Genomic DNA, 23639 nt, shown 5'->3' on the forward strand with positions numbered 1-23639 from the left:
GGCGTCGGCAGGGAATTATCTAATATTTATATTATTACCGATCCACTCTCGTTATTTATGCTACTCTTTTCAATACTAAATGCTTAAAGGTAACAAGAGGACGGTTAACCATGGGTATTCTTTCCTGGATCATTTTTGGACTTATTGCCGGTATTTTAGCCAAGTGGATTATGCCGGGAAAAGATGGCGGCGGATTTATCGTGACCGTTATTTTGGGGATCATCGGCGCCGTGGTCGGCGGCTGGATCAGTACCCTGTTTGGTTTTGGCAAGGTCGATGGGTTTAATTTCGGCAGCTTCGTGGTAGCGGTTATCGGTGCGCTGGTGGTACTGTTTATCTACCGGAAAGTGCGTAGCTAATTTTCAGCTGCTCAGCTGTAAATAAGTACATAAAAGCTGCCGCGATATGCGGCAGCTTTTTTATTGCTGACAGATGACAGCGTAGATATCCCCTGGGCTATTGTCTGTCGGTTCCCTCGCCAACCGGCACCACCTCAACGTGCACTTCGTAGTGTTTCGCCTGGCCGGCGGGGATCAGCGCGGTCAGTTTGTTAATGGTTTCCGCTGGCGTATCGGTTGCTACCGTGGCTGAAAACAGCACCGGTCTGTGCGGCAGAAGCTGCGGCGGGAACGGCGGCAGGGGGCCACGATCCCTCTCCATCGGCGGGCGGACTCCGTTATCGACGACAGGCGCCGGGACGTCGGTTTTATCAGCCGCAAAGGCGCTGGCGGCGGTAACGGTGGCGATAGCGAACAGGGCAAGCAGAGCTTTTTTCATCCGGGATTCCTCAATAAGCAAGTCCCAAAAGAGTAGAGGGTGCCGGCAGGCGGAACAATCCCAGGCGGCGCGAATCCTCTGAATCTTCTTTTTTCCTCGCGAATGTGGAGGTCAGATGAGAGCGAGTGTCATTGCGTTCGGGAGCCTCTTAATTCAGCAGTACGCTCATAATCAGCAGTACGGCCATGCACATCGACATAATACTGATATCAACAATCATTCTGTACGACAAAAGCTCCAGCTAAACGGGTACGGCGGGCAGGTAAAAGCCCATCTTATAGTGGTTAAAGAGTGTACCCTGCCGACATCCATTGAACAAACGTTTATTGACTAATATTGTCGGCCTGCGTCGGCCATCGGCCACCGCCTGGAGCAACATGAGGATGGCTCATGTTGCATTGAATTTAAGTCGCTTTCCCTCCAGCGCTGACTCTGGCAAAAATAGGTTCATTAACGAATCAACAACATTTACCGGTTGAAGCGCGCCCGGCCTGACTCCGCGTCGCCAGGCTGGTGGAGAGTATTCCGCCGGGTTCGCTTTATGCCCGCCATCAGGATGGACAATCGCCATGAATAATAAATTTACCTATACGATTAAGCGCACCCGGTTTGATGAAAACTATAACCCTGCGGAAAATACGCGTATTACCACCAACTTCGCTAATTTAGCCAGAGGGGTGAACCGTGAGGAAAATCTGCGCAATACGTTAATCATGATGAATAACCGTTTTAATAGCCTGGCCCACTGGGATAATCCCCATAACGATCGCTATGCGGTGGAACTGGATATTATTTCTGTCGAGATGAATATTGCTCAGGATAGCGCCAGCTTCCCGGTGATTGAGATCCTGCAAACGCATATTGTCGATAAAAAGAGCGGGGAGCGTCATGCCGGTATCGTCGGCAATAACTTCTCCTCCTATGTGCGGGATTACGATTTTAGCGTACTGCTTCTGGAACATAATAAGGACCAGAGTCGCTTCAGCGTACCGGAAAACTTTGGCGAGTTGCACGGCAATATCTTTAAGGATTTTGTGCAATCCAGCGCCTGGCGCGCCAACTTCAGCAAGGCGCCGGTGATTTGCCTGAGCGTCTCCAGTAAAGATGTTTACCATCGCACCGGTAACGAACATCCGGTCCTCGGCATTGAATATGCTCAGGAAGGCGTCTCGCTGACCGAGCGCTATTTCAGCAAAATGGGGCTGCAGGTACGCTATTTTATGCCAAAAAACAGCGTCGCGCCGTTGGCCTTTTATTTTACCGGCGATCTGCTCAGCGATTACACCAGCCTGGAACTGATCGCCACCATCAGCACGATGGAGACGTTTCAGAAAATATATCGCCCGGAGATCTACAATGCCAACTCCCCGGCGGGGCAATACTATCAGCCCAATCTCAGCCACCTGGATCATTCATTAACAAAAATCGTCTATGACCGGGAAGAGCGCAGCCTGTTGGCGATTGAGCAGGGGAAATTTACACAACAACATTTTATCAACCCGCACAAGACGTTGCTTGAGCAATGGTCTGCTAATTTCGCGCTTTGCTAAACCCATATAAAAGGCTAATGACTATGAAAACATGGCTTCCGACATCGACCGCCGGCAGTTTACCGAAACCTTCCTGGCTGGCGCAGCCAGAGACCCTGTGGTCGCCCTGGAAACTGTCCAGCGAAGAATTACTGGCCGGCAAGCGCGACGCCTTGCGGTTATCCCTCGACGACCAGCTGCGGGCCGGGATCGATATTGTCAGCGACGGCGAGCAAACGCGGCAGCACTTTGTCACCACCTTCATCGAGCATCTCAGCGGGGTGGATTTTGCCAAACGCGAGATCGTGAAAATTCGTAACCGCTATGAGGCCAGTGTTCCGACGGTGGTGGGCGCCGTGGAGCGCCAGAAACCGGTCTTCGTGGAGGACGCTCGCTATCTGCGGCAGCTCACCAGTCAGCCGATCAAATGGGCGCTTCCGGGCCCGATGACCATGATCGACACGCTGTATGACAACCACTATAAAAGCCGGGAAAAGCTGGCCTGGGAATTTGCTAAAATCCTCAATCAGGAAGCGAAAGAGTTAGAGGCTGCGGGGGTTGATATTATTCAGTTCGATGAGCCGGCCTTTAACGTCTTCTTCGATGAGGTCAACGACTGGGGGATCGCCGCCTTAGAACGAGCCACCGAAGGGCTGAAGTGTGAGACAGCGGTGCATATCTGCTACGGCTATGGCATCAAGGCCAATACCGACTGGAAAAAGACGCTGGGCTCCGAGTGGCGACAGTATGAAGAGGCTTTCCCGCAGCTGCAGAAATCGTCCCTTGATATTATCTCTCTCGAGTGCCACAACTCGCGCGTGCCGATGGATCTGCTGGAGTTGATCCGCGGTAAAAAGGTGATGGTCGGGGCGATCGATGTCGCCAGCCATGCGATCGAAACCCCGGAAGAGGTGGCTGGAACCCTGCGCAAGGCGCTGGCGTTCGTCGATGCCGACAAACTCTACCCGTCCACCAACTGCGGTATGGCGCCGCTGCCGCGCCATGTCGCGACCGGCAAACTGCACGCCCTGAGCGCCGGCGCCGAGATTATTCGTCGCGAGCTGGCGGCAAAGTAAGGCGGGGCGCGCCCGTTATCTTCCCCAGGCGGTGTACTTTATCGTCGGTTCACTTCCAGAGCGGGCTGTTACCCGCTCTGCGTCATGTTGCCGCCAGCGGGCGACAGATCGCCCGCAGGGCGACGGCGCTGCACAGCGGAAACAGCGCCAGCAGAAGCCAGGGATAAACCGCCTGCGGCGACGGAATGAGCGCCTGGTCAAGCAAATGACCGAGCAGTAAATTCCCGGCTAACACCGCGCACCCTCCTGCGGTGGCGAGCGCTCCGTAGTGGGCGCCCAGCGTCGACTCCTCGGCGAACAGCGGGATCAGATCCTTGGCTGCGGGCACTAACAGCATCTGGCCGAGGGTGAGCAGCGTGACAAAACCAGCCGCCGGCATTAACCGCAGCCAACCTTCGGCGGGTGGGGCGGCGGCGAATAACGCCACGCTGGCAAAGGAAGCCGACAGCAGCAGAAAGCCCACCGGCAGGATGCGCACGGCGCCCATTCGCCGGGCGAAGCGGGCGAGAGGGAGCTGGAGGGTGATAATCAACAGCGAGGCCAGCATAAAGAGCGGCGCCAGATCCTGCTCGCGGCCGCCGGAACGTTGGATCTCCACCGGCAGGGCGAGGTACAGTTGGTTGTAGCTCAACAGCCATGAGCTGTAGGCGAGAATAAACGCGACAAAGCGCGGCTGGCGCAAAGGCGTCCACCATGGGACTCGTCTGCGCGTTGTTGTCGTGTGCCCGTCGGCGGGCAGACAGAAAAAGAGCACCGCCAGCGCCAGAAGAAATATTCCCGCACCGGCGAGGGCGATATGCCGAAAGCCGATCCCGCTCAGCACGCCTCCGGCCACCGGGCCGATCACCGCTCCCAGTTCACCGCATACCGCAAACAGCGCAAACCACTCGGCGCGGCTGCGTTTCCCGTTGGCCTGGCTGTGGGTACCGGCCCGCGCCAGCAGGGCCTCTATCGACGGGGAGAACAGGGCGCCGCCGACGCCGGTCAGGCAGGCGCCGAGGATAATGGGCCACAGCGACGCCCCGCACGCCAGCAGGAGAAAACCGGCGACGCGAACGACGCAGCCGGCGAGAATGATTGCCTTAGCGCCATAGCGGTCGGCCAGCGTCCCGCCGAGGATAAACATCCCCTGTTGGGAGAAGGTACGCAGCCCGAGGATCAGGCCGATAAGTCCGCCTGAGAGCAGCATGTCGTCGCGCAGGAAGAGGGCGAGGAAAGGAACGACCGCGTAAAAGCCAATATTAAAAACGAACTGGCTTCCCAGTAACACCGGAGGCCAGAGGGTTGCCGCAGGGCGCAGGGAGAAAAGAGGCATATCCGCCCAACCTAAACGATGAAATGAATGTGCTTTTTGCCGTGGTAAGGGGAGATCTCGATTTTGGTTTTCACCCGGAAAACGTCCCACAGCAGCGCTTCGGACAAAATCTCCTCCGGCGTCCCGCTGGCGAGGATCTGCCCCTGCTGCATCACGATCAGCGAATCGCAGAACATCGCGGCATGGTTAAGATCGTGAATGGCCACAATGCTGGTTACCGGCAGCTCGCTGATCAACTGCATTAACTGCATCTGATGGTGTATATCCAGATGGTTGGTCGGCTCATCCAGCAGGATTTCGCTCGGGCTCTGCGCCAGCGCGCGGGCGATATGCACCCGCTGCCGCTCGCCGCCGGAGAGGCTTAACCATCCCTGTTCGCTTTTCTCCAGCATCGCTACCCGCTGCAGCGCGGCGGCAATCGCCTCGTCATCCTGAGCGCTCCAGTTTGAGAACGGAGAGTGGTGGGGAATGCGTCCCAGGCGCACGACGTCGCGCACCCGCATATTGGCCTCGGTCATGCCGTGTTGCTCGACGAAAGCCACGCGGCGGGCGAGCTGCTTTTTCGCCATCCGGGCGATATCCTGGCCGTCGAGGGTGACGCGACCTGCATCCGGGCGGCGCAGGCCCGCCAGAACGCGCAGCAGCGAGGATTTGCCGCAGCCGTTGGGCCCCAGCAGTCCGACCGTTTCGCCTCGCGGCACCCGCAGCGAGACATTATTGACGATGACCTTTTTGCCTGCCTTCCAGGTGATATTTTCAGCGCAAATACTCATCACTTATTCCTTGAGCGGTAGATAATCACGGCAAAGAAAGGCACCCCAACCAGGGCGGTTACTACCCCAACGGGCAGACTTTGCGGGGCAATCAGCAGGCGCGACGCAATGTCCGCCAGTACCATCAATATCGCCCCTGCCAGCGCGCTGGCGATCAGCAACGTTCGGTGCAGCGGGCCAAAGAAGAAACGCATCACGTGCGGCACCACCAGGCCAACAAAGCCGATTGAGCCGGCCATGCTGACGATGGTGGCGGTGATCAGCGCCGCAGTGGTGAAGAGGATCAGGCGCACGCGCGGCACGGCAATCCCCAGCGAGGCGGCGGCATCATCGCCGAAGGTGAACGCATCCAGCGCCCGGGCATACCACAGGCAGACCGCCAGACCCGCGAGCACCACCACAATGACCAGCTGGAATTCGGGCCAGCGAACGCCGCTGAAGCTGCCCAGCAGCCAGAACATCACATCGCGCGCCTGCTGCGCGCTGGCGGAGGTGCTGATGGTGTAAGCCGTGATGGCGTTAAATAACTGCGAGGCGGCAACGCCCGCCAGAATCGTACGCTCATTGCCGCCGCGCGCGCCGTTAGTCAGCAAGGCGACAAAGGCGAAGGCGGCGAAGGCCCCGGCAAAGGCGCCTGCCGAGAGGGAAATTGCGCCAGCGCCAAGGCCCAGCACCACGATCGACACCGCGCCGGTGGAGGCCCCGGCGGAGACGCCGAGGACGTAGGGTTCCGCGAGGGCATTCTTCAGCAGGCTTTGCAGCACGACGCCGCAGATAGCGAGGCCTGCGCCGCAGCAGGCGGCGACCAGCGCGCGGCTGAGGCGGAAATCCCAGATTACGCTCTCATAGATACGGTTGAGCGGCTCAGCGGTTAAGCCGGTTCTGTTGCTGATAGCGTAAAAGACATTCTGCAGCGGGATGGCCAGCTCGCCAACGCTGACGCCCACAGCGATCACCAGCGCCAGCACGATCGCTGCCAGTACACACCAGCCGGTGAGCAGTATGCTGCGGCGCGTCTCAATCGCGGCGACGCTCATCAGTTCAGCCCCATTTTTCTCAGCTGCTCGCCCACCTGTTCCGCGCCGTAAAGCGTGCGAATGGTCGGATTCATCGCCTGACCGTCCATGACCACGATATGGCCTTTTTTCACCGCCTCCAGCTGGCTGACGGCGGGATCGCTTTTGAGGAATTTGATCTTCTCCTCGGCCTTATCCAGCGCCCAGCGGTTACGGTCCAGGCTGGCGACCACGATCACATCCGGGTTGGCGGCAATAATGCTCTCCCAGCTCACCGTGGGCCACTCGGTTTCGGAGGTAATCGCATTATGTCCGCCCAGCACGCTGGCGATAAATCCGGAGGCGCTGTTTTTGCCGCCGACATAGGCATCGGCCGAAGGTGAGGCGCTGGAGAACCAGAAGACGAAGGAGAGATCCTTTTTGCTTTTACCAAACTCCTGGCGCAGGTCGGCTTCACGTTTTTTGAAATCGGCAATCAGCGCCTGACCACGATCTTCGACGTTGAAAATGCGGGAAAAATCGCTAATTTCCTGATACAGCCAGGTCATATCCCACAGCTTTTGCCGGCTGCCGTACATATCGCCGGTGGCCTTTTTGGTGGCGCACATCCCCGGTGAGACGTAGCTGTTTACGCCGACGGTAGCGAGATCTTCACGCCTGGCGACTTTGCTTTCCGGCCCCAGCAGCAGCGGCAACTGGGCGGGAACGAAATCGGGATTTTGCGCCAGCACCGATTCCAGGCTCGGAATTTCCACCGTCAAGGTTTTAATCTTCGCGTTTTGCTCAGCCAGCTGCGGTAAAACGCTGGTCGGCCAAAAGGCGCTGGCGACCACCTGCTTTTGCAGCCCGAGCAGCAGCAGAATTTCGACCGTATTTTGCCCCAGCGCGACCACGCGCTCCGGCGGCCGGGTGAAGGTCTCCTGATAGCCGCAGTTTTCAATCGTCAGGGGGTAGGTTGTTGCCAGCGCGGAACTGACGGCGGTGAACATCAAGCCTAACGCGCAAAGGACCTTCTTCATTAAACGCTATCCTTGTAAACAGGCGAGTGGATGACCAGCAAATGGGAGTAATGCAAATGAAACTCATTATTGGGGCGGGGTTTTATACAATGCCATATTTACAGTGTCAATGAGTGACTATTTCCGCAGGCAATGAAATGACCGCGCGATGGGGTGGGTCAGCTCGCCAGTGGGCCACGAATATACGCCTGCAACCCCTGGGCGAGAAAATCAAATACCCGCTTACAGGCAGGGCTGTGGCGCAGATCCTCATGCATTACCAGCCAGGTATCAAGATACAGAGAAAAGTCGGCCGCCAGCACTCGCTGCAGGGGAATAATGCCATCCGCAAGAGGCGCCTGGCAGATGCCGATCCCCGCTCCGGCGCGGATCAGGCTCAACTGGGCGAGGTCGCTATCGGTCCGCATCGCGAACGCCTCGCGCTGAAAACGGGGGTAAGCCTGCAGCGCCCGGCGCACGAGAGGGGTGGCGCTATCGAAACCAATTAGCGCGTGGCTGGCCAGATCGTCGAGGGTCGCGGGCAGGCCCTGCCGCGTCAGGTAGGCGGCGGTGGCATGTAACCCAAGCTCGATCCTGCCGAGACGGCGGGCGATAAGCTGCTCCTGCTGCGGGGCGACCATCCGCACCGCAATATCCGCCTCCCGGTGAAGCAGATCCTGAAACCGATTGGAGAGCATCAGTTCGATGACGATATTCGGGCACGCCTGCCTGAGCCGGGCAACCAGCGGCGGCAGCACCTCGGCGCCGACCACCTCGCTGGCGGCCACCCGCACCACGCCACGCAGCTCGGCTCTGTCGCGACTGAAGTTAGCCGCCGTGCGTTCCAGCGCCCGGGCGGTGTTGTCCATCGCCTCGGCGTGCACCCGCAGCGCCAGCGCCGCGTCGGTCGCCAGCAGGCCGGTTTGCGAGCGGGTAAATAAGGCCTGGCCGAGGGCGTTTTCCAGCCCGGCAATATGGCGCCCCGCCGTCGGCTGAGTGATGTTCAGGGTACGCGATGCGCCCGATAAAGAGCCTTCCTGCAGGACGGCGAGAAAGGTTCGGTACCACTCCCAGGGAATAGAGGTATTCATACAAATATGTATAGCCGCTCGACGATGGTATGCAATTTCATTTGATATGAGCCGCAGGTAGGCTGTCAAGCATCCATTAGCGAACGGGGAAAGAGGATGAACAGCAGCGGCAAGGTACTTATTCTGGGAGCAAGCGGGGGCATCGGCGGGGAAGTGGCGCGCCGGCTGGTGGCAGACAACTGGCAGGTTCGGGCGCTGAAGCGCGGCGCCCGGATGCGTGATCCCGAAGATGGCATACAGTGGATAGCCGGCGACGCGCTGGATGGCGGCCAGGTCGCGGCGGCGGCTGCCGGTTGCGACGTCATCGTCCATGCGGTGAATCCGCCGGGCTACCGGCACTGGCGGCAACAGGTACTGCCCATGCTGCGCAACACCCTGCAGGCTGCCGAACGGCAGCGGGCGCTTGTAGTCCTGCCCGGCACGGTCTACAACTATGGACCGGATGCCTTTCCGCTGATTGCTGAAGAGGCCGCACAACAGCCGGTGACCCGCAAAGGCGCCATCCGGGTGGCGATGGAGCTGGCGCTGAAGGATTACGTGCAGCGCGGCGGCCGGGCGTTGATTGTTCGGGCGGGCGATTTTTTTGGTCCACGCGCCGGAAATAACTGGTTTTCGCAGGGGCTGGTCAAGCCTGGTCAGCTTCCCCGAGTCATTAGCTACCCGGGGGCGATCGGCGTGGGGCATCAGTGGGCCTGGCTGCCCGACGTCGCCGCCACCATCGCCGCGCTGCTCGCCCGCAGGCGCGAGCTTGAGCCGTTCGCCCGCTTTCATATGCAGGGCCACTGGGACCCGGACGGCAGCGAAATGAGTCAGGCGATCCAGCGGGTGGTCGCCCGCTATGGCGGCCGAGCGGCAGTGAAGTCTTTTCCCTGGTGGCTGGTAAAGCTGGCGGCGCCCTTCAACGCCACCCTGCGCGAAATGGTCGAGATGCACTATCTCTGGCGTCTGCCGGTACGCCTGCGCAACGATAAACTGGTTGATTTTTTAGGCGCGGAACCGCATACCCCGCTCGACAGCGCGGTTTATCAGACGCTGCAAGGCCTGGGTTGTCTGCCCGCCGGCGCGATAAACCAAGAGGCGGGTGAGGCGTAACGCGGCAAGAGGATCACAGAGCGGGGCGTTATTGTGACTAAATCATAATAACGTCACTCGTTGTCAAACGATAGCGATCGCATTAAGCTAAACGGATGACGAAAAATACCCCCACCCCTGCAAGCCGTGGTCCCCATGACCACAGCGTTCGGGACCAGATTCTTGACGCGGCCATGGCGCACTTTAGTCGCTATGGCTATGAGAAAACGACGGTCACCGATCTCGCCAAAGCGATAGGCTTTTCCAAAGCCTATATCTATAAATTCTTTGACTCCAAGCAGGCGATTGGCGAGGCGATTTGCGCCAGCCGGCTGGAGAAGATCATGGTGGCCGTTAGCGAGGCCATCGCCGATGCGCCGTCCGCCAGCGAGAAACTGCGCCGCCTGTTCCGGGCGCTGACCGAGGCCGGCAGTGAACTGTTTTTCGAGGATCGCAAACTGTACGACATCGCCGCCGTCGCGGCGCGCGATAAATGGCCTTCAACGGAACAGTATGCCGGTCATCTGCAGCAGCTGATTGGTCAAATCCTTGTCGAAGGCCGCCAGGCGGGTGAGTTCGAGCGCAAAACCCCGCTGGATGAAGCGACCCTGGCGGTGTATATGGTGATGTGTCCTTTCATCAATCCGGTGCAGTTGCAATACAATCTCGACACCGCGCCCACCGCGGCGGTGCTGCTTGCCTCCCTGATCCTGAGAAGTCTCTCCCCCTGATTAGTGACTATTGACTTTATTAGTCACTAGTCTGAGAATGCGGTCACCATCCGGTCTTTTCATTAAGGTGACCCATGCTCAGGCTCAATGCCGTCCATCTTGCCGTCTGCCTCCTGCCGCTGGCCCTCGCGGGCTGCGGCGAACCTGCCGATCATGACGACCCCCGCATCCGGCCGCCGCTGGTCCGGGTGGCGACCGTCGAGCGCGCGGAGGCCAGCTCGCGGGCCTTTACCGGCGTGGTAGTGGCCCGAACCCAAAGCGACCTCGGCTTCAGGGTGGCGGGAAAAGTGCTTGAACGGCGGGTGGAAACCGGGCAGAGCGTCAAGCGCGGTCAGCTGCTGCTGCGCCTGGATCCGGCTGATCTAGCCTTGCAGGCGCAGTCCCAACAGCGGGCCGTAGATGCCGCGCGGGCGCGAGCCAAAAAGGCGGCCAACGATCTGGCCCGCTATCGCGGCCTGGTGGCGAGCGGCGCCATCTCTGCCGCGGAATTCGACCAGATTAACGCGGCAGCAGAGGCGGCGAGAGCCGACCTCAGCGCGGCCCAGGCGCAGGCCAATGTGGCGCAAAACGCCACCGGCTATGCCGGACTGCTGGCGGATGCTGACGGCGTGGTGGTGGAAACCCTCGCTGAGCCGGGACAGGTGGTCAGCGCCGGGCAGGTGGTGATCCGCCTGGCGCGGGCGGGGCAGCGCGAAGCGCGGGTGCAACTGCCGGAGACGCTGCGCCCGGCGGTCGGCAGCGAGGCGCTGGCGACACGCTATGGCAGCGAATCTCAGCCGGTCACGGCGACCCTGCGCCTGCTTTCGGACGCGGCTGACGCCACCACCCGCACCTTTGAAGCGCGCTATGTACTGAACGGCGCGCTGGCGAATGCCCCGCTGGGGTCTACCGTGACCCTGCGCATCGGCAACGACCAGGCGCCAGGCCAGGTGATGGCGGTGCCCCTGGCGTCGGTCTACGATCCGGGTAACGGCCCTGGCGTCTGGCGCATTGCCTCTCGTCCGACCACCGTCTCCTGGCAACCGGTAACTGTGCTCGGCCTGGATGATGAAACCGCGCGGGTGACCGGCCCGCTGAAGCCCGGCGAGCCGATCGTCGCCCTGGGCGCCCATCTTCTGCACCAGGGCGAGGCGGTGCGTCTGGCGGAACGACGCGAGCATAATGCCGCCGGGAGCCAGCCATGAGCGCCGGGCGTTTTAATCTCTCCGCGCTGGCCGTCCGCGAGCGGTCGGTGACCCTGTTTTTGATTATCCTTATCTCCGTCGCCGGGCTGGTGGCGTTCTTCGGACTCGGGCGAGCGGAAGATCCGCCCTTTACGGTCAAGCAAATGACGGTCATTACCGTCTGGCCCGGCGCCACCGCGCAGGAGATGCAGGATCAGGTCGCCGAGCCGCTGGAAAAACGGCTCCAGGAGCTAAAGTGGTACGATCGCACGGAGACCTATACCCGGCCTGGCATGGCGTTGATCACCCTGTCGCTGCAGGATCAGACCCCGCCTTCCGAGGTGCCGGAGCAGTTTTATCAGGCGCGCAAAAAGCTCGGGGATGAGGCGAAAAACCTGCCTGCCGGCGTCTCCGGCCCGATGATGAATGACGAATTCGCCGATGTCACCTTTGCCCTCTTTGCTCTGAAGGCGCGGGGAGAGCCGCCGCGGCAGCTGGTGCGTGACGCTGAAGCCCTGCGCCAGCAGCTGCTGCATGTATCCGGGGTGAAAAAAGTGAATATCCTCGGCGAACAGGCGGAGCGCATTTATCTCTCGTTTTCTCATGACCGTCTCGCCACTCTGGGTCTCTCGCCGGAGGCGATTTTTGCCGCGCTGAACAGCCAGAATGTGCTGACCGCCGCCGGGGCTATCGAGACCCGGGGCGGGCAGATCTTTATCCGCCTCGACGGGGCGTTCGACCGCCTGCAGCAGATCCGCGACACGCCGATTATTGCCGGGGGCAGAACGCTGAAACTGGCCGATGTCGCCACGGTTGAGCGGGGATATGAAGATCCCGCCACCTTCCTGATCCGCCATCAGGGCGAACCGGCGCTGCTGCTGGGCGTGGTGATGCGCGAGGGCTGGAATGGTCTGGCGCTGGGAAAAGCGCTGGATGCCGAAACGGCCAGCATCAATCAGAACCTGCCGCTCGGCATGTCGTTGACCAAGGTGACCGATCAGTCGGTGAATATCAGCGCCGCGGTCGATGAGTTCATGATCAAATTCTTTGTCGCCCTGCTGGTGGTGATGGCGGTGTGCTTTGTCAGCATGGGGTGGCGCGTGGGCGTGGTGGTCGCGGCGGCGGTGCCTTTAACCCTCGCCGTGGTGTTTGTGGTGATGGCGGCGACCGGCAAAAACTTCGACCGCATCACTCTCGGCTCGCTGATCCTCGCCCTGGGGCTGCTGGTGGATGATGCCATCATTGCCATCGAAATGATGGTGGTCAAAATGGAAGAGGGGTATGACCGCCTCAAAGCCTCGGCCTATGCCTGGAGCCATACCGCGGCGCCCATGCTGGCCGGTACCCTGGTGACGGCCTTGGGTTTTATGCCCAATGGATTTGCGCAGTCCACCGCCGGGGAGTACGCCAGCAATGTGTTCTGGATCGTCGGTATCGCGCTGATTGCCTCCTGGATTGTGGCGGTGATTTTTACCCCCTGGCTGGGGGTGCACCTGTTGCCGGACAGAAAACCCGCGGCGGCCGGCCACGCCGCGCTGTATGACACCCCGCGCTATCAGCGCTTCCGTCGGCTGCTGACCCGGGTTATTGTTCACAAATGGCGCGTGGCCGCCGGGGTGGTGGCGCTGTTTATCGTGGCGATCCTGGGCATGAGCGTGGTGAAAAAGCAGTTTTTCCCCACCTCCGATCGTCCGGAAGTGCTGGTTGAAGTGCAGCTGCCTTACGGGTCGTCGATTAGCCAGACCAGCGCCGCGGCGGCGAAAATTGAGCACTGGCTGCAGCGGCAGCCGGAGGCGAAGATTGTCACCAGCTATATCGGCCAGGGCGCGCCGCGCTTTTACCTGGCGATGGCTCCGGAATTGCCCGATCCCTCCTTCGCCAAACTGGTGGTGTTGACCGACGGGCAGGGTGCCCGCGAGGCGCTCAAGCGGCGGCTGCGGGAGGCGGTGGCCAATGGCCTGGCGCCGGAGGCGCGGGTGCGCGTCACTCAGCTGGTGTTTGGCCCTTATTCGCCTTATCCGGTCGCCTGGCGGGTGATGGGGCCGGATCCGCACGCTCTGCTCGACATCGCCGATCGGGTTAAATCGGTGCTGCAGGCCAGTCCGCTGATGCGCACCGTCAATACCGACTGGGGTTCGCGGGTACCGGTGATGCATTTCAGCCTCAATCAGGACCGGCTGCAGGCGAGCGGACTCAGCTCCCAGTCCGTCGCCCAGCAGCTGCAGTTCCTGCTGTCAGGGATCCCGATCACCACCGTCCGGGAAGATATTCGCGCCGTGCAGGTGATCGGCCGCGCGGCGGGCGACATCCGTCTGGATCCGGCGAAAATCGCCGACTTCACCCTGGTGGGCAGCGGCGGGCAGCGGGTTCCCTTGTCACAGATTGGCGACGTGTCGATCAGGATGGAGGACCCGCTGCTTCGCCGTCGCGACCGCACGCCGACCATCACCGTCCGCGGAGATGTTGCGGAGAACCTGCAGCCGCCGGATGTCTCCACCGCGCTGATGAAGCCGCTGCAGCCCATTATCGACTCGCTGCCGCCTGGCTATCGCATCGAGACGGCGGGGTCGATTGAGGAATCCGGCAAGGCCACCCGGGCGATGGTGCCGTTATTTCCGATAATGATCGCCCTCACGCTGCTGATCATTATCCTGCAGGTGCGTTCGCTGTCGGCGATGGTCATGGTTTTCCTGACCGCGCCGCTGGGGCTGATTGGCGTGGTCCCGACGCTGCTGCTGTTCAATCAGCCGTTTGGCATCAATGCCCTGGTGGGCCTGATCGCCCTGTCGGGGATCCTGATGCGCAATACGCTGATCCTGATTGGCCAAATCCATCATAACCAACAGGCGGGGCTCGATCCGTTCCACGCGGTGGTGGAGGCGACGGTGCAGCGCGCCCGCCCGGTTCTGCTGACCGCGCTGGCGGCGATCCTGGCGTTCATTCCGCTCACTCATTCGGTCTTCTGGGGAACGCTCGCCTATACGCTGATTGGCGGGACGCTGGGGGGAACCATCATGACCCTTATCTTCCTGCCGGCCATGTACGCGATCTGGTTCCGCATCCGTCCGGAGAACACGCTACAACAGACAGAGTTGCACCTTCAGAGGTAATTCCACTTTGCCGGACCTGGGCGAGGCACATGGCCAGGCCAGGTCCCGGGCAGCGTCAGGCGGGTAAGGATACCGGCACCGCATGAATGCGGTGTTGATCCTGTTCGAGGCGATCAAGGCAATCGAGGCTGATGGCCGATGGCGAGGTCGCGCCGGTGAGGGTCATGGTAACCTTCATATCCTCGGCAAATAAGCGCAGCAGATGCGCCACGCCCGCTTCGCCCGCCGCGGCCAGGGCATAAATATAGGCCCGACCGAGCAGCACGCCTTTCGCGCCGAGGGCCAGCAGACGTATAACGTCCACGCCGGAGCGCACCCCGGAATCGGCAAGCACTGTCAGATCGTCGCCGACCGCATCCACCACCCTGGGCAGCGCCCGGGCGGTGGGGATGGCGCCATCGAGCTGTCTGCCTCCATGATTTGACACCACAATACCATCGGCGCCCAGCCGCACGGCATTGCGCGCATCGTCGGCATCGAGGATCCCTTTGATGATTAATTTTCCTTGCCAGCTGTCGCGGATCCACTCCAGATCGTGCCAGGCGATGGACGGGTCGAAGTTGTTGCTGATGAACCCCATATAGTCGTCCATGGTCATTTTGTGGCCGGTGTAGGCTTCGATATTACCAAACGACAGGGGTCTGCCCGCCAGCCCGACGTTCATCGCCCAGCGCGGATGGGTGCAAGCCTGGAGATATTGTCGCAGGGTGGCGTGCGGCCCGGACATCCCTGAGCGGTTATCGCGATACCGCGAGCCGGGGATTGGCATATCGACGGTAAATACCAGGGTTTTCATGCCAGCGGCCCAGGCGCGCTCCAGCGCGTTACGCATATAGCCGCGATCTTTCAGTACGTACAGCTGGGACCAGAGCGCGCCGCTGGCGTGGCTCGCCACCTCTTCAATCGAGCAGACCGACACGGTGGATAAGGTGTACGGGATCCCGGCGCGGGAGGCGGCGCGGGCCGCCTGGACTTCGCCGCGGCGGGCGTACATCCCGGTGGCGCCGACGGGCCCCAGCGCCACGGGCATCGCCCATGGGGCATCAAGGATCGTGGTCGCCAGCGTCGGTTCGCCGGCCCCGCACAGTACGCGCTGGCGAAGAGCTACCGAGGCAAGCTCGGCGGCGTTGGCGTTCATGGTGTTTTCCGCCACCGCGCCACCGTCAATATAATCGAAAAGGAAGCGGGGCAGACGACGACGAGCGGCTTCGCGATAATCGCTGGGGGCTGAAACAATCATTATTATGTCCTTATGTTTTTTAACCTTAGTGGATGTTCTGCAGGTAAAAAAACTATAGGCCTCTAAAAACCGGCGAGGAAATGAAATATTAGCATTCCCACTATTCCCTCATGGAATAATCTGCGTTGCACTCTGTGGTTGTTATTTTCTTTTAATGCTAATCGGCAAGGACATATTTTTTGCGCCGGGCGCGGATTGGGCACAATAAATCAGCCTTGCGCCAGGCCACAGCACTGAAAAGGGGAAGGAGGGATCAGCCCGGCGCCAGGGAATACGCGCGCAGAAAGACGTCCAGGGCGCGCTCAACCCGCTGTTTGATTTCGTCGTCGGACAGCGGATGTCTTGCGCCAAGTTTTATCGCCAGGCTGGTCATTCCCAGCCATAAACCGGCCAGTTCGTCGGCAGCCTCCTGCGGATCGCAGGCTCGTAAAGTACCGGCTTCGATCGCCTCGGCGATGATCGCTTCCAGCATCTGCTGCGCGCGCCCCGGCCCGGCGGCATAAAAGCGGCCGGGGAGATCGGGGTGACGCACGGCAGCCGAGGCGATCAGTCGGTCCCAGCCGGTCAGTTCCCGCTGGTTGATAAAGCGGACAAAGCGATAGCCAAACGCCGTCAGCACCTCGATCAGCGGCAGATGATGGCGCTGGGCGAAATCATGGTCACTGATGGTGAGATCCGATTCCTGGCGTAAGACCGCCTCTATCAGATGTTCTTTATCGCTGAAATTGGCATACAGGGTGGCTTTCGCCACCCCGGCTACGCGGGCGATTTCGGCCGTTGTCACCTCCAGGCCCTGTTCCAGAAACAGCTTACGGGCGGCCTGAAGTATCGCCTGCGTTTTCAATGGATCTTTTGGCCGACCTTTCTGACGAGGGGTTTCGCTCATCGCCGATAGCCTGCAAACAGCGCGCTCATAATTAATCCTCCGACCACGGTAATGTGTTCAAGCGCAATATGGAATTCCTCAGTGCGCCGGGGTTCACTGAAGGCCCAGAAGGCGTGTCCCAGCGGAATAGTGAGTAATGTAAACACAATCAGCATCCCCGATCCAATCCAGCCGTAGCCGGCAGGATTAAAAACGATCAGCGCCGAACCCGCCAGCTGGCAAAAAATCGTGCCCGCCGCGAACAAGACCGGCCACGGCAGGCCGACGGTCACCATCTCTTGAACGATCTCCGCGAAATGAAAGACGCCGTAGATGCCTGCCATCCAGAAGAAGAAGGTCACCAGGACGCGAGAGAGACAAAGGGTGATGAAAAATAAGGTCGAATTAGGCATAAGATTTTACGCAATTGATAATTAACAGACCAATGAGTCTAAAAAATAATTTCAAGACTCACAAGTCTGTTAATTGTCCATTAGTGTTATGCCATTGTAATCAGCCGCTTAGTTTGTTTTTCTCCTGCCAGGTGCCCTGCCGCAGGCTTTGCGTCAGACGTAAAGAAGGTGAATTTGAAATTGAGCAGATGGTATCTTTTGCTAGCCTTTCTGAGGAGGACAGACGGAGCGACACCATGAAAGATAAAGATGAACAAACGGCATTGATTGGCATGGCCATCGGCGCGGCGGTCATTAGCTTAGTGGCTACACAAAAGCAGATTAATCAGGGGAGTATCGTGGATGAACTGGTGAGGCTGGGCAGACAGAAGGGGGACGGGGTAGAGGATGAGGTCTTTGTCCAGGCCGCCCGGCTGGTGAGTAAAGGCACCTAGCCAGCCGGTATCCCGCCTGGCAGCCCCGTTTGCCCGTTTTATTTTGGTTTTTATTTCCCGAACGCGGCCAGGCGAGCGGCGCTTATTCCTTTCCTGAAGCGTTACCGGCGGGCGCTTTCACTACCCGCTTTTTTCTAGCGCATGGCCGGGGCCGCGCCCCGCGCTGGCATGGGCCTTCTGTTACGTTGTCACTTTATGCTCGCCTGCAAAGGATAACCAGCAAGGTGGTCTGCCGCTATTGCATAAATCGGTATTTTCGATACATCTTTGCCATTGCGTGCGGAGATAGAATGATTTCAAAATAACATATTATAAATCAATCCATTAAGTTCTATTTGCACGCCCTGATAATCCCCGGGCGAGGGTCTATGCTTATAAAAAGCGCTAAATGAGGCAATACCCCTGCTGCAGAAGGGTTGAAGTGATAATCATTATCACTAACATGGCGGTATGCCTTGATGGCGCCAACCTGGAGGTCTATCGATGGAAGTACAAGCAGGAACTTTTAATCCCGCCGATTTCAGCTGGCAGGGACTGACCATGACGCCGGCCGCTGCCGCGCATATCCGCGATCTGATGCGCAAGCAGCCGGATAAGAAAGGGCTGCGGCTGGGCATTAAAACCAGCGGCTGCGCCGGTTTTGGCTATGTGCTCGAAATGATTGCCGAGCCGGCGCCCGACGATCTGCTCTTTGAATCTGACGGGGCGAAGCTGTTTGCGCCGCTGCAGGCGATGCCGTTCATCGACGGCACCGAGCTGGATTATGTCCGGGAAGGTTTAAATGAAATCTTTAAATTTCATAACCCGAAAGCGCAGCATGAGTGCGGCTGCGGCGAAAGTTTTGGGGTGCAGGCGGAGTAACTATGTCGCGTAATACTGAAGCAACTGACGATGTCAAAACCTGGACCGGCGGCCCGCTCAACTACAAAGAGGGCTTTTTTACTCGCCTGCAAACCGATGAGCTGGCCAAAGGCATTAATGAAGAAGTCGTTCGGGCTATCTCGGCTCGCCGCAATGAGCCGCAGTGGATGTTGGAGTTTCGTCTGAATGCCTACCGGGCGTGGCTGGAAATGGAGGAGCCGCACTGGCTGAAAGCGCATTACGATAAGCTGAATTATCAGGATTACAGCTACTATTCCGCGCCCTCCTGCGGCAACTGCGATGAGACCTGTGCCTCCGAGCCTGGCGCGGTGCAGCAGACCGGGGCCAATACCTTTCTGACCAGCGAGGTGGAAGAAGCCTTTAACCAGCTGGGCGTGCCGGTACGCGAAGGGCGCGAGGTGGCGGTGGACGCGATATTTGACTCGGTGTCGGTGGCGACTACCTACCGAGAAAAGCTGGCCGAGCAGGGGATCATCTTCTGTTCTTTCGGCGAGGCGATCCACGATCATCCGGAACTGGTGAAAAAGTATCTGGGCACCGTAGTGCCGGGGAATGACAACTTCTTTGCCGCGCTGAACGCCGCGGTGGCTTCGGACGGCACCTTTATCTATGTGCCGAAGGGCGTCCGCTGCCCGATGGAGCTGTCGACCTATTTCCGCATCAACGCCGAAAAGACCGGGCAGTTTGAACGCACCATTCTGGTGGCCGATGAAGGCAGCTACGTCAGCTATATTGAAGGCTGCTCGGCGCCGGTGCGCGACAGCTATCAGCTGCATGCCGCGGTCGTTGAAGTCATCATCCATAAAGACGCGGAAGTGAAATACTCCACGGTGCAGAACTGGTTCCCCGGCGATAACAACACCGGCGGGATCCTCAACTTCGTCACCAAGCGCGCCCTGTGCGAAGGGGAGAACAGCAAAATGTCATGGACCCAGTCGGAAACCGGCTCGGCCATCACCTGGAAATACCCCAGCTGCATCCTGCGCGGCGATAACTCGATCGGCGAATTCTTTTCGGTGGCGCTGACCAGCGGCCATCAGCAGGCGGACACCGGCACCAAAATGATCCATATCGGCAAGAACACCCGCTCGACCATCATCTCGAAAGGGATCTCCGCCGGACACAGTCAGAACAGCTATCGCGGGCTGGTCAAAATCATGCCGACCGCCACCAACGCCCGCAACTATACCCAGTGCGATTCGATGCTGATCGGCCCGGACTGCGGGGCGCATACCTTCCCGTATGTAGAATGCCGCAACAATAGCGCCCAGCTGGAGCACGAGGCGACCACCTCGCGGATTGGCGAAGATCAATTGTTCTACTGCCTGCAGCGCGGGATCAGCGAAGACGATGCCATCTCGATGATCGTCAACGGTTTCTGTAAAGACGTCTTCTCCGAGCTGCCGCTGGAGTTCGCTGTAGAGGCGCAAAAATTGCTGGCCATTAGCCTTGAACATAGCGTCGGCTGATAATTAAGGAAAAAAGATGTTAAGTATTCAAGATTTACACGTCGCCGTCGAAGATAAAGCGATCCTGCGCGGGCTGAACCTTGAGGTGCGCCCGGGAGAGGTCCATGCCATTATGGGGCCGAACGGCTCAGGCAAAAGTACGCTTTCGGCCACCCTGGCCGGGCGTGAAGATTATGAGGTGACTGGCGGTCGCGTCGAATTTAAGGGCAAAAACCTGCTCGAACTCGCTGCGGAAGATCGCGCCGGGGAAGGTATCTTTATGGCCTTCCAGTATCCGGTAGAGATCCCCGGCGTCAGCAACCAGTTCTTCCTGCAGACTGCGCTGAATGCCGTGCGCAACTATCGTGGCCAGGAGGCGCTGGATCGTTTCGATTTCCAGGACTTAATGGAAGAAAAGATCAAGCTGCTGCAGATGCCGGAAGATCTCCTGACCCGCTCGGTGAACGTTGGCTTCTCCGGCGGTGAGAAAAAGCGCAACGATATTTTGCAAATGGCGGTGCTTGAGCCGGAGCTGTGCATTCTCGATGAATCGGATTCGGGGTTGGATATCGATGCCCTGAAAATCGTCTCGCAGGGAGTGAATGCCCTGCGCGACGGCAAACGCGCCTTTATCATTGTCACCCACTATCAGCGCATCCTTGACTATATCAAGCCGGACTATGTCCATGTGTTGTATCAGGGGCGGATTGTGAAGTCGGGCGATTTCTCTCTGGTCAAACAGCTGGAGGAGCAGGGCTATGGCTGGCTTACCGAACAGCAGTAACGCGCTGCAACAGTGGCACCATCTGTTTGAAGCGCAGGGCGGCCCGCGTACCCCGGAGGCCAGTCAGCATCTGCAGCAGCTGCTGCGCCTTGGGCTGCCGACGCGCAAGCACGAGGACTGGAAATACACTCCGCTGGATGCCCTACTTAACGGTCGCTTTGTCGCCGATGAGGGAGCCTCTCTCAGTGCTGAACAGCGTGATGCGCTGGCGCTGCCGCTGGACGCCTGGCGGCTGGTGTTTATCGATGGCCGCTATCATCCTCAGCTGAGCGACGATCTTGCCGCCAGCGGCGTGGAGGTCAGTGTCGATAATCAGCGCCAGCATCTGCCGGATGCCCTGCAGCCGGAGGTGTTTCTCCATCTGACCGAAAGCCTGGCCCAGACGGTGACCCGCATTCGCGTGCCGCGCAACCGCCGCCTGGATAAACCGCTGCTGCTGATGCATATCACCAGTGGCCTGGCCGGCGATGCGCTGAATACCGCCCACTATCGCCATCATCTGGCGCTGGAGAGCGGGGCGGAGGCGACGATTGTCGAGCATTACCTGAGCCTCAATGAGCAGCCGCATTTCACCGGCGGGCGATTGACCATGACGGTGGCCGATAACGCGCACCTCCAGCATATCAAGCTGGCATTTGAGAATGCCCGCAGCTATCACTTCGCCCATAACGACCTGCTGCTGGGCCGCGACGCCTCGGCCTTCAGCAGCAGTTTCCTGCTTGGCGGCCAGGTGCTGCGTCACCAGACCAGCACCCGCCTGGGCGGCGAAAACAGCAACCTGCGCCTCAATTCGCTGGCGATGCCGGTGAAAAATGAGGTCTGCGATAGCCGCACCTGGCTCGACCATCAGGTCGGCTACTGCACCAGCCGCCAGCTGCACAAAACCATCGTCAGCGATAAGGGGCGGGCGGTGTTTAACGGGCTGATCAACGTCGCGCCGCTCGCGCTGAAAACCGACGGTCAGATGACCAACAATAATCTGCTGCTCGGGCGGCTGGCGGAGGTCGACACCAAACCGCAGCTGGAGATTTACGCCGATGACGTGAAATGCAGCCACGGGGCGACGGTGGGGCGCATTGACGAAGAGCAGCTGTTCTATCTGCGCTCGCGCGGTATCGAACAGCAGGCGGCGCAGCAGATGATCCTCTACGCCTTCGCCGCCGAGCTCACCGAGGCTATCCGCAGCGACGCGCTCAGAGAGCAGGTGCTGGCGCGTATTGGACAGCGTTTGCCGGGAGGCACAGTATGACATTTTCAGTAGAACAGGTTCGCGCCGATTTTCCGGTACTGAACCGGGAGGTCAACGGTCAGCCGCTGGTCTATCTCGACAGCGCCGCCAGCGCCCAGAAGCCGGAGGCAGTGATCGGCGCCGAAGCGGAATTCTATCGCCACGGCTACGCGGCGGTGCATCGTGGCATCCATACCCTCAGCGCGGAAGCCACCGCGCGGATGGAAGCCGTGCGTCAGCAGGCGGCCACCTTCCTTAACGCCGGGTCGGCGGAGGAAGTGGTGTTCGTCCGCGGCACCACCGAGGGTATCAACCTGGTGGCCAACAGCTGGGGAAACGCCAACGTCGGCGCCGGGGATAACATCATCATCAGCGAAATGGAGCACCACGCCAATATTGTGCCGTGGCAGATGCTGTGCGCCCGCGTCGGGGCTGAGCTGCGGGTGATCCCCCTGAACCCGGACGGTACGCTGCAACTGGATGTTGTCCCGGGACTGTTTGACCCGCGCACCCGCCTGCTGGCGATAACCGAGGTCTCCAACGTGCTGGGGACGGAAAACCCGCTGGCGGCGCTGATTGCTCTTGCGCATCAGCATGGCGCGAAAGTGCTGGTGGATGGCGCCCAGGCGGTGATGCACCACCCGGTAGACGTCCAGGCGCTGGGCTGCGATTTTTATGTTTTCTCCGCCCACAAGCTGTATGGGCCGACCGGGATCGGCGTGCTCTACGCCCGGTCCGAGCTGCTGCAGACGATGGCGCCTTGGGAAGGGGGCGGGTCGATGATCGCCACCGTCAGCCTGACGGAGGGCACCACCTGGAATCAGGCGCCGTGGCGCTTTGAGGCCGGCACGCCGAATACCGGGGGGATCATTGGCCTCGGCGCGGCGCTGACCTACGTCAGCCAGCTGGGACTGACGCAGATTGCCGAGTATGAGCAGACGCTGATGCGCTACGCGCTCGATGCCCTGCGCGCGGTACCGGATCTGATCCTTTACGGCCCGGTGCAGCGTAAAGGGGTAATTGCTTTCAACCTCGGTCAGCATCACGCCTATGACGTCGGCAGCTTCCTCGATAACTACGGGATCGCCGTGCGGACCGGACACCACTGCGCGATGCCGTTGATGGCCCGGTATCAGGTACCGGCTATGTGTCGGGCATCGCTGGCGATGTACAATACCACGGAAGAGGTGGACCGCCTGGTGGCCGGCCTCCAGCGGATCCGCAAACTGTTAGGGTAAAGGACGGGACAATGGCGGCACTACCGGACAAAGACAAACTGTTGCGTAACTTTAGCCGTTGCGCCAACTGGGAAGAGAAGTATCTTTATATCATCGAGCTTGGCCAGCGTCTGGCGCCGCTAAGCCCGGAAGAACATAGCGTGCAGAACATTATTCAGGGTTGTCAAAGCCAGGTCTGGATCGTGATGGACCAGGATCCCACAGGCGTGATCACCCTGCGCGGCGATAGCGATGCGGCGATCGTCAAGGGTCTGATAGCGGTTGTGTTTATCCTCTATGACCGGATGACCGCTCAGGACATCACCGAGTTCAACGTGCGTCCGTGGTTTGAAAAAATGGCGCTCACCCAGCATCTCACCCCCTCCCGCTCGCAAGGCCTCGAAGCCATGATCCGCGCGATACGCGCGAAAGCGGCAAATATTAGCTAGAATAAACAGGTAGATTTCATTCTGTTACG

Annotated in this window: 24 protein-coding genes; 14 read left to right on the forward strand and 10 right to left on the reverse strand. The window is 59.7% G+C overall.

The features are described 5' to 3' along the window. Nucleotides 1-110 precede the first annotated feature (110 nt). Complete coding sequence (locus HMPREF1024_RS22625) at nucleotides 111-359, forward strand: GlsB/YeaQ/YmgE family stress response membrane protein (RefSeq protein WP_002909014.1); 249 nt, start codon at nucleotides 111-113, stop codon at nucleotides 357-359. 97 nt (nucleotides 360-456) lie between these two features. Here the strand turns inward: HMPREF1024_RS22625 and HMPREF1024_RS22620 are convergent, their stop codons facing one another. Further along, a complete protein-coding gene (locus HMPREF1024_RS22620; RefSeq protein ID WP_002909010.1) occupies nucleotides 457-777 on the reverse strand; it encodes a hypothetical protein in 321 nt (106 codons plus the stop codon). Between the two features lie 569 nt (nucleotides 778-1346). Here HMPREF1024_RS22620 and HMPREF1024_RS22610 point away from each other — a divergent pair. Next, complete coding sequence (locus tag HMPREF1024_RS22610) at nucleotides 1347-2327, forward strand: DUF1852 domain-containing protein (RefSeq protein ID WP_002909008.1); 981 nt, start codon at nucleotides 1347-1349, stop codon at nucleotides 2325-2327. A 23-nt stretch (nucleotides 2328-2350) separates the two neighbouring features. Next, nucleotides 2351-3382, forward strand: a complete 1032-nt coding sequence (locus tag HMPREF1024_RS22605) for a methionine synthase (protein WP_002909005.1) — start codon at nucleotides 2351-2353, stop codon at nucleotides 3380-3382. Nucleotides 3383-3464: 82 nt separating this feature from the next. Here the strand turns inward: HMPREF1024_RS22605 and HMPREF1024_RS22600 are convergent, their stop codons facing one another. The 5 genes from HMPREF1024_RS22600 to HMPREF1024_RS22580 all read right to left on the reverse strand — a co-directional run bounded on the left by HMPREF1024_RS22600 (nucleotide 3465) and on the right by HMPREF1024_RS22580 (nucleotide 8575). Then, a complete protein-coding gene (locus tag HMPREF1024_RS22600) occupies nucleotides 3465-4652 on the reverse strand; it encodes an MFS transporter (RefSeq protein ID WP_004225487.1) in 1188 nt (395 codons plus the stop codon). A gap of 56 nt (nucleotides 4653-4708) precedes the next feature. Next, on the reverse strand, nucleotides 4709-5470 hold the full coding sequence (locus HMPREF1024_RS22595; RefSeq protein ID WP_004212506.1) for an ABC transporter ATP-binding protein: 762 nt from the start codon (nucleotides 5468-5470) through the stop codon (nucleotides 4709-4711). Next, nucleotides 5470-6507: an iron ABC transporter permease gene (locus HMPREF1024_RS22590; protein ID WP_001545318.1), complete on the reverse strand. Its 1038-nt coding sequence runs from the start codon at nucleotides 6505-6507 to the stop codon at nucleotides 5470-5472. The genes HMPREF1024_RS22595 and HMPREF1024_RS22590 overlap by 1 nt, the downstream gene beginning before the upstream one ends. After that, nucleotides 6507-7505: an ABC transporter substrate-binding protein gene (locus HMPREF1024_RS22585; protein WP_004175650.1), complete on the reverse strand. Its 999-nt coding sequence runs from the start codon at nucleotides 7503-7505 to the stop codon at nucleotides 6507-6509. The genes HMPREF1024_RS22590 and HMPREF1024_RS22585 overlap by 1 nt, the downstream gene beginning before the upstream one ends. A 158-nt stretch (nucleotides 7506-7663) precedes the next feature. Continuing rightward, a complete protein-coding gene (locus tag HMPREF1024_RS22580) occupies nucleotides 7664-8575 on the reverse strand; it encodes a LysR family transcriptional regulator (protein ID WP_004180365.1) in 912 nt (303 codons plus the stop codon). A 96-nt stretch (nucleotides 8576-8671) separates the two neighbouring features. Here HMPREF1024_RS22580 and HMPREF1024_RS22575 point away from each other — a divergent pair, with 96 nt between their 5' ends. The 4 genes from HMPREF1024_RS22575 to HMPREF1024_RS22560 all read left to right on the forward strand — a co-directional run bounded on the left by HMPREF1024_RS22575 (nucleotide 8672) and on the right by HMPREF1024_RS22560 (nucleotide 14650). Next, the gene (locus HMPREF1024_RS22575) at nucleotides 8672-9667 is read left to right on the forward strand and encodes an NAD-dependent epimerase/dehydratase family protein (RefSeq protein WP_009307613.1); all 996 of its coding nucleotides are present in this window, start codon (nucleotides 8672-8674) and stop codon (nucleotides 9665-9667) included. Nucleotides 9668-9762: 95 nt separating this feature from the next. Further along, nucleotides 9763-10377 carry a TetR/AcrR family transcriptional regulator gene (locus HMPREF1024_RS22570; RefSeq protein WP_002908963.1) on the forward strand — a complete coding sequence of 205 codons (615 nt, stop codon included), beginning with the start codon at nucleotides 9763-9765 and terminating at the stop codon, nucleotides 10375-10377. A 74-nt stretch (nucleotides 10378-10451) separates the two neighbouring features. Further along, on the forward strand, nucleotides 10452-11561 hold the full coding sequence (locus tag HMPREF1024_RS22565; protein WP_009307614.1) for an efflux RND transporter periplasmic adaptor subunit: 1110 nt from the start codon (nucleotides 10452-10454) through the stop codon (nucleotides 11559-11561). Continuing rightward, nucleotides 11558-14650, forward strand: a complete 3093-nt coding sequence (locus HMPREF1024_RS22560; RefSeq protein WP_009307615.1) for an efflux RND transporter permease subunit — start codon at nucleotides 11558-11560, stop codon at nucleotides 14648-14650. Before HMPREF1024_RS22565 ends, HMPREF1024_RS22560 begins: the two co-directional genes overlap by 4 nt. 55 nt (nucleotides 14651-14705) lie before the next feature. On the opposite strand, the gene lldD is transcribed toward HMPREF1024_RS22560, so the two are convergent. The 4 genes from lldD to HMPREF1024_RS31075 form a co-directional block, all read right to left on the reverse strand. Then, nucleotides 14706-15890 carry an FMN-dependent L-lactate dehydrogenase LldD gene (lldD, locus tag HMPREF1024_RS22555; protein ID WP_004180360.1) on the reverse strand — a complete coding sequence of 395 codons (1185 nt, stop codon included), beginning with the start codon at nucleotides 15888-15890 and terminating at the stop codon, nucleotides 14706-14708. A gap of 253 nt (nucleotides 15891-16143) precedes the next feature. Beyond that, nucleotides 16144-16776, reverse strand: coding sequence for a TetR/AcrR family transcriptional regulator (locus HMPREF1024_RS22550; RefSeq protein ID WP_009307616.1), 633 nt, complete (start codon nucleotides 16774-16776; stop codon nucleotides 16144-16146). Beyond that, on the reverse strand, nucleotides 16773-17168 hold the full coding sequence (locus HMPREF1024_RS22545) for a DoxX family protein (RefSeq protein WP_004143228.1): 396 nt from the start codon (nucleotides 17166-17168) through the stop codon (nucleotides 16773-16775). Before HMPREF1024_RS22545 ends, HMPREF1024_RS22550 begins: the two co-directional genes overlap by 4 nt. Before the next feature lie 100 nt (nucleotides 17169-17268). Then, the gene (locus HMPREF1024_RS31075) at nucleotides 17269-17406 is read right to left on the reverse strand and encodes a hypothetical protein (protein WP_014343173.1); all 138 of its coding nucleotides are present in this window, start codon (nucleotides 17404-17406) and stop codon (nucleotides 17269-17271) included. Between HMPREF1024_RS31075 and HMPREF1024_RS22540 the strand changes: the two genes are divergently transcribed. From HMPREF1024_RS22540 to sufE, 7 genes are all read left to right on the forward strand, one after another. Continuing rightward, the gene (locus HMPREF1024_RS22540) at nucleotides 17405-17602 is read left to right on the forward strand and encodes a hypothetical protein (RefSeq protein ID WP_002908880.1); all 198 of its coding nucleotides are present in this window, start codon (nucleotides 17405-17407) and stop codon (nucleotides 17600-17602) included. The two genes, HMPREF1024_RS31075 and HMPREF1024_RS22540, sit on opposite strands and share 2 nt — an antisense overlap. A gap of 483 nt (nucleotides 17603-18085) precedes the next feature. Further along, nucleotides 18086-18463: a Fe-S cluster assembly scaffold SufA gene (gene sufA, locus HMPREF1024_RS22535; protein ID WP_004143232.1), complete on the forward strand. Its 378-nt coding sequence runs from the start codon at nucleotides 18086-18088 to the stop codon at nucleotides 18461-18463. A gap of 2 nt (nucleotides 18464-18465) precedes the next feature. Then, nucleotides 18466-19953, forward strand: coding sequence for a Fe-S cluster assembly protein SufB (gene sufB / locus HMPREF1024_RS22530; protein WP_002908877.1), 1488 nt, complete (start codon nucleotides 18466-18468; stop codon nucleotides 19951-19953). A 16-nt stretch (nucleotides 19954-19969) separates the two neighbouring features. Then, nucleotides 19970-20716 carry a Fe-S cluster assembly ATPase SufC gene (gene sufC / locus HMPREF1024_RS22525; protein WP_002908876.1) on the forward strand — a complete coding sequence of 249 codons (747 nt, stop codon included), beginning with the start codon at nucleotides 19970-19972 and terminating at the stop codon, nucleotides 20714-20716. After that, the gene (gene sufD / locus HMPREF1024_RS22520) at nucleotides 20691-21965 is read left to right on the forward strand and encodes a Fe-S cluster assembly protein SufD (RefSeq protein WP_002908869.1); all 1275 of its coding nucleotides are present in this window, start codon (nucleotides 20691-20693) and stop codon (nucleotides 21963-21965) included. The genes sufC and sufD overlap by 26 nt, the downstream gene beginning before the upstream one ends. Beyond that, nucleotides 21962-23182: a cysteine desulfurase SufS gene (sufS, locus tag HMPREF1024_RS22515; RefSeq protein WP_009307622.1), complete on the forward strand. Its 1221-nt coding sequence runs from the start codon at nucleotides 21962-21964 to the stop codon at nucleotides 23180-23182. The genes sufD and sufS overlap by 4 nt, the downstream gene beginning before the upstream one ends. 11 nt (nucleotides 23183-23193) lie before the next feature. Beyond that, entirely contained in the window at nucleotides 23194-23610 is a 417-nt protein-coding gene (sufE, locus tag HMPREF1024_RS22510) for a cysteine desulfuration protein SufE (protein ID WP_009307623.1), read from the forward strand. Nucleotides 23611-23639 lie beyond the last annotated feature (29 nt).

The sequence above is a fragment of the Klebsiella sp. 4_1_44FAA genome, assembly GCF_000238715.1.
GTDB lineage: Bacteria > Pseudomonadota > Gammaproteobacteria > Enterobacterales > Enterobacteriaceae > Klebsiella > Klebsiella pneumoniae.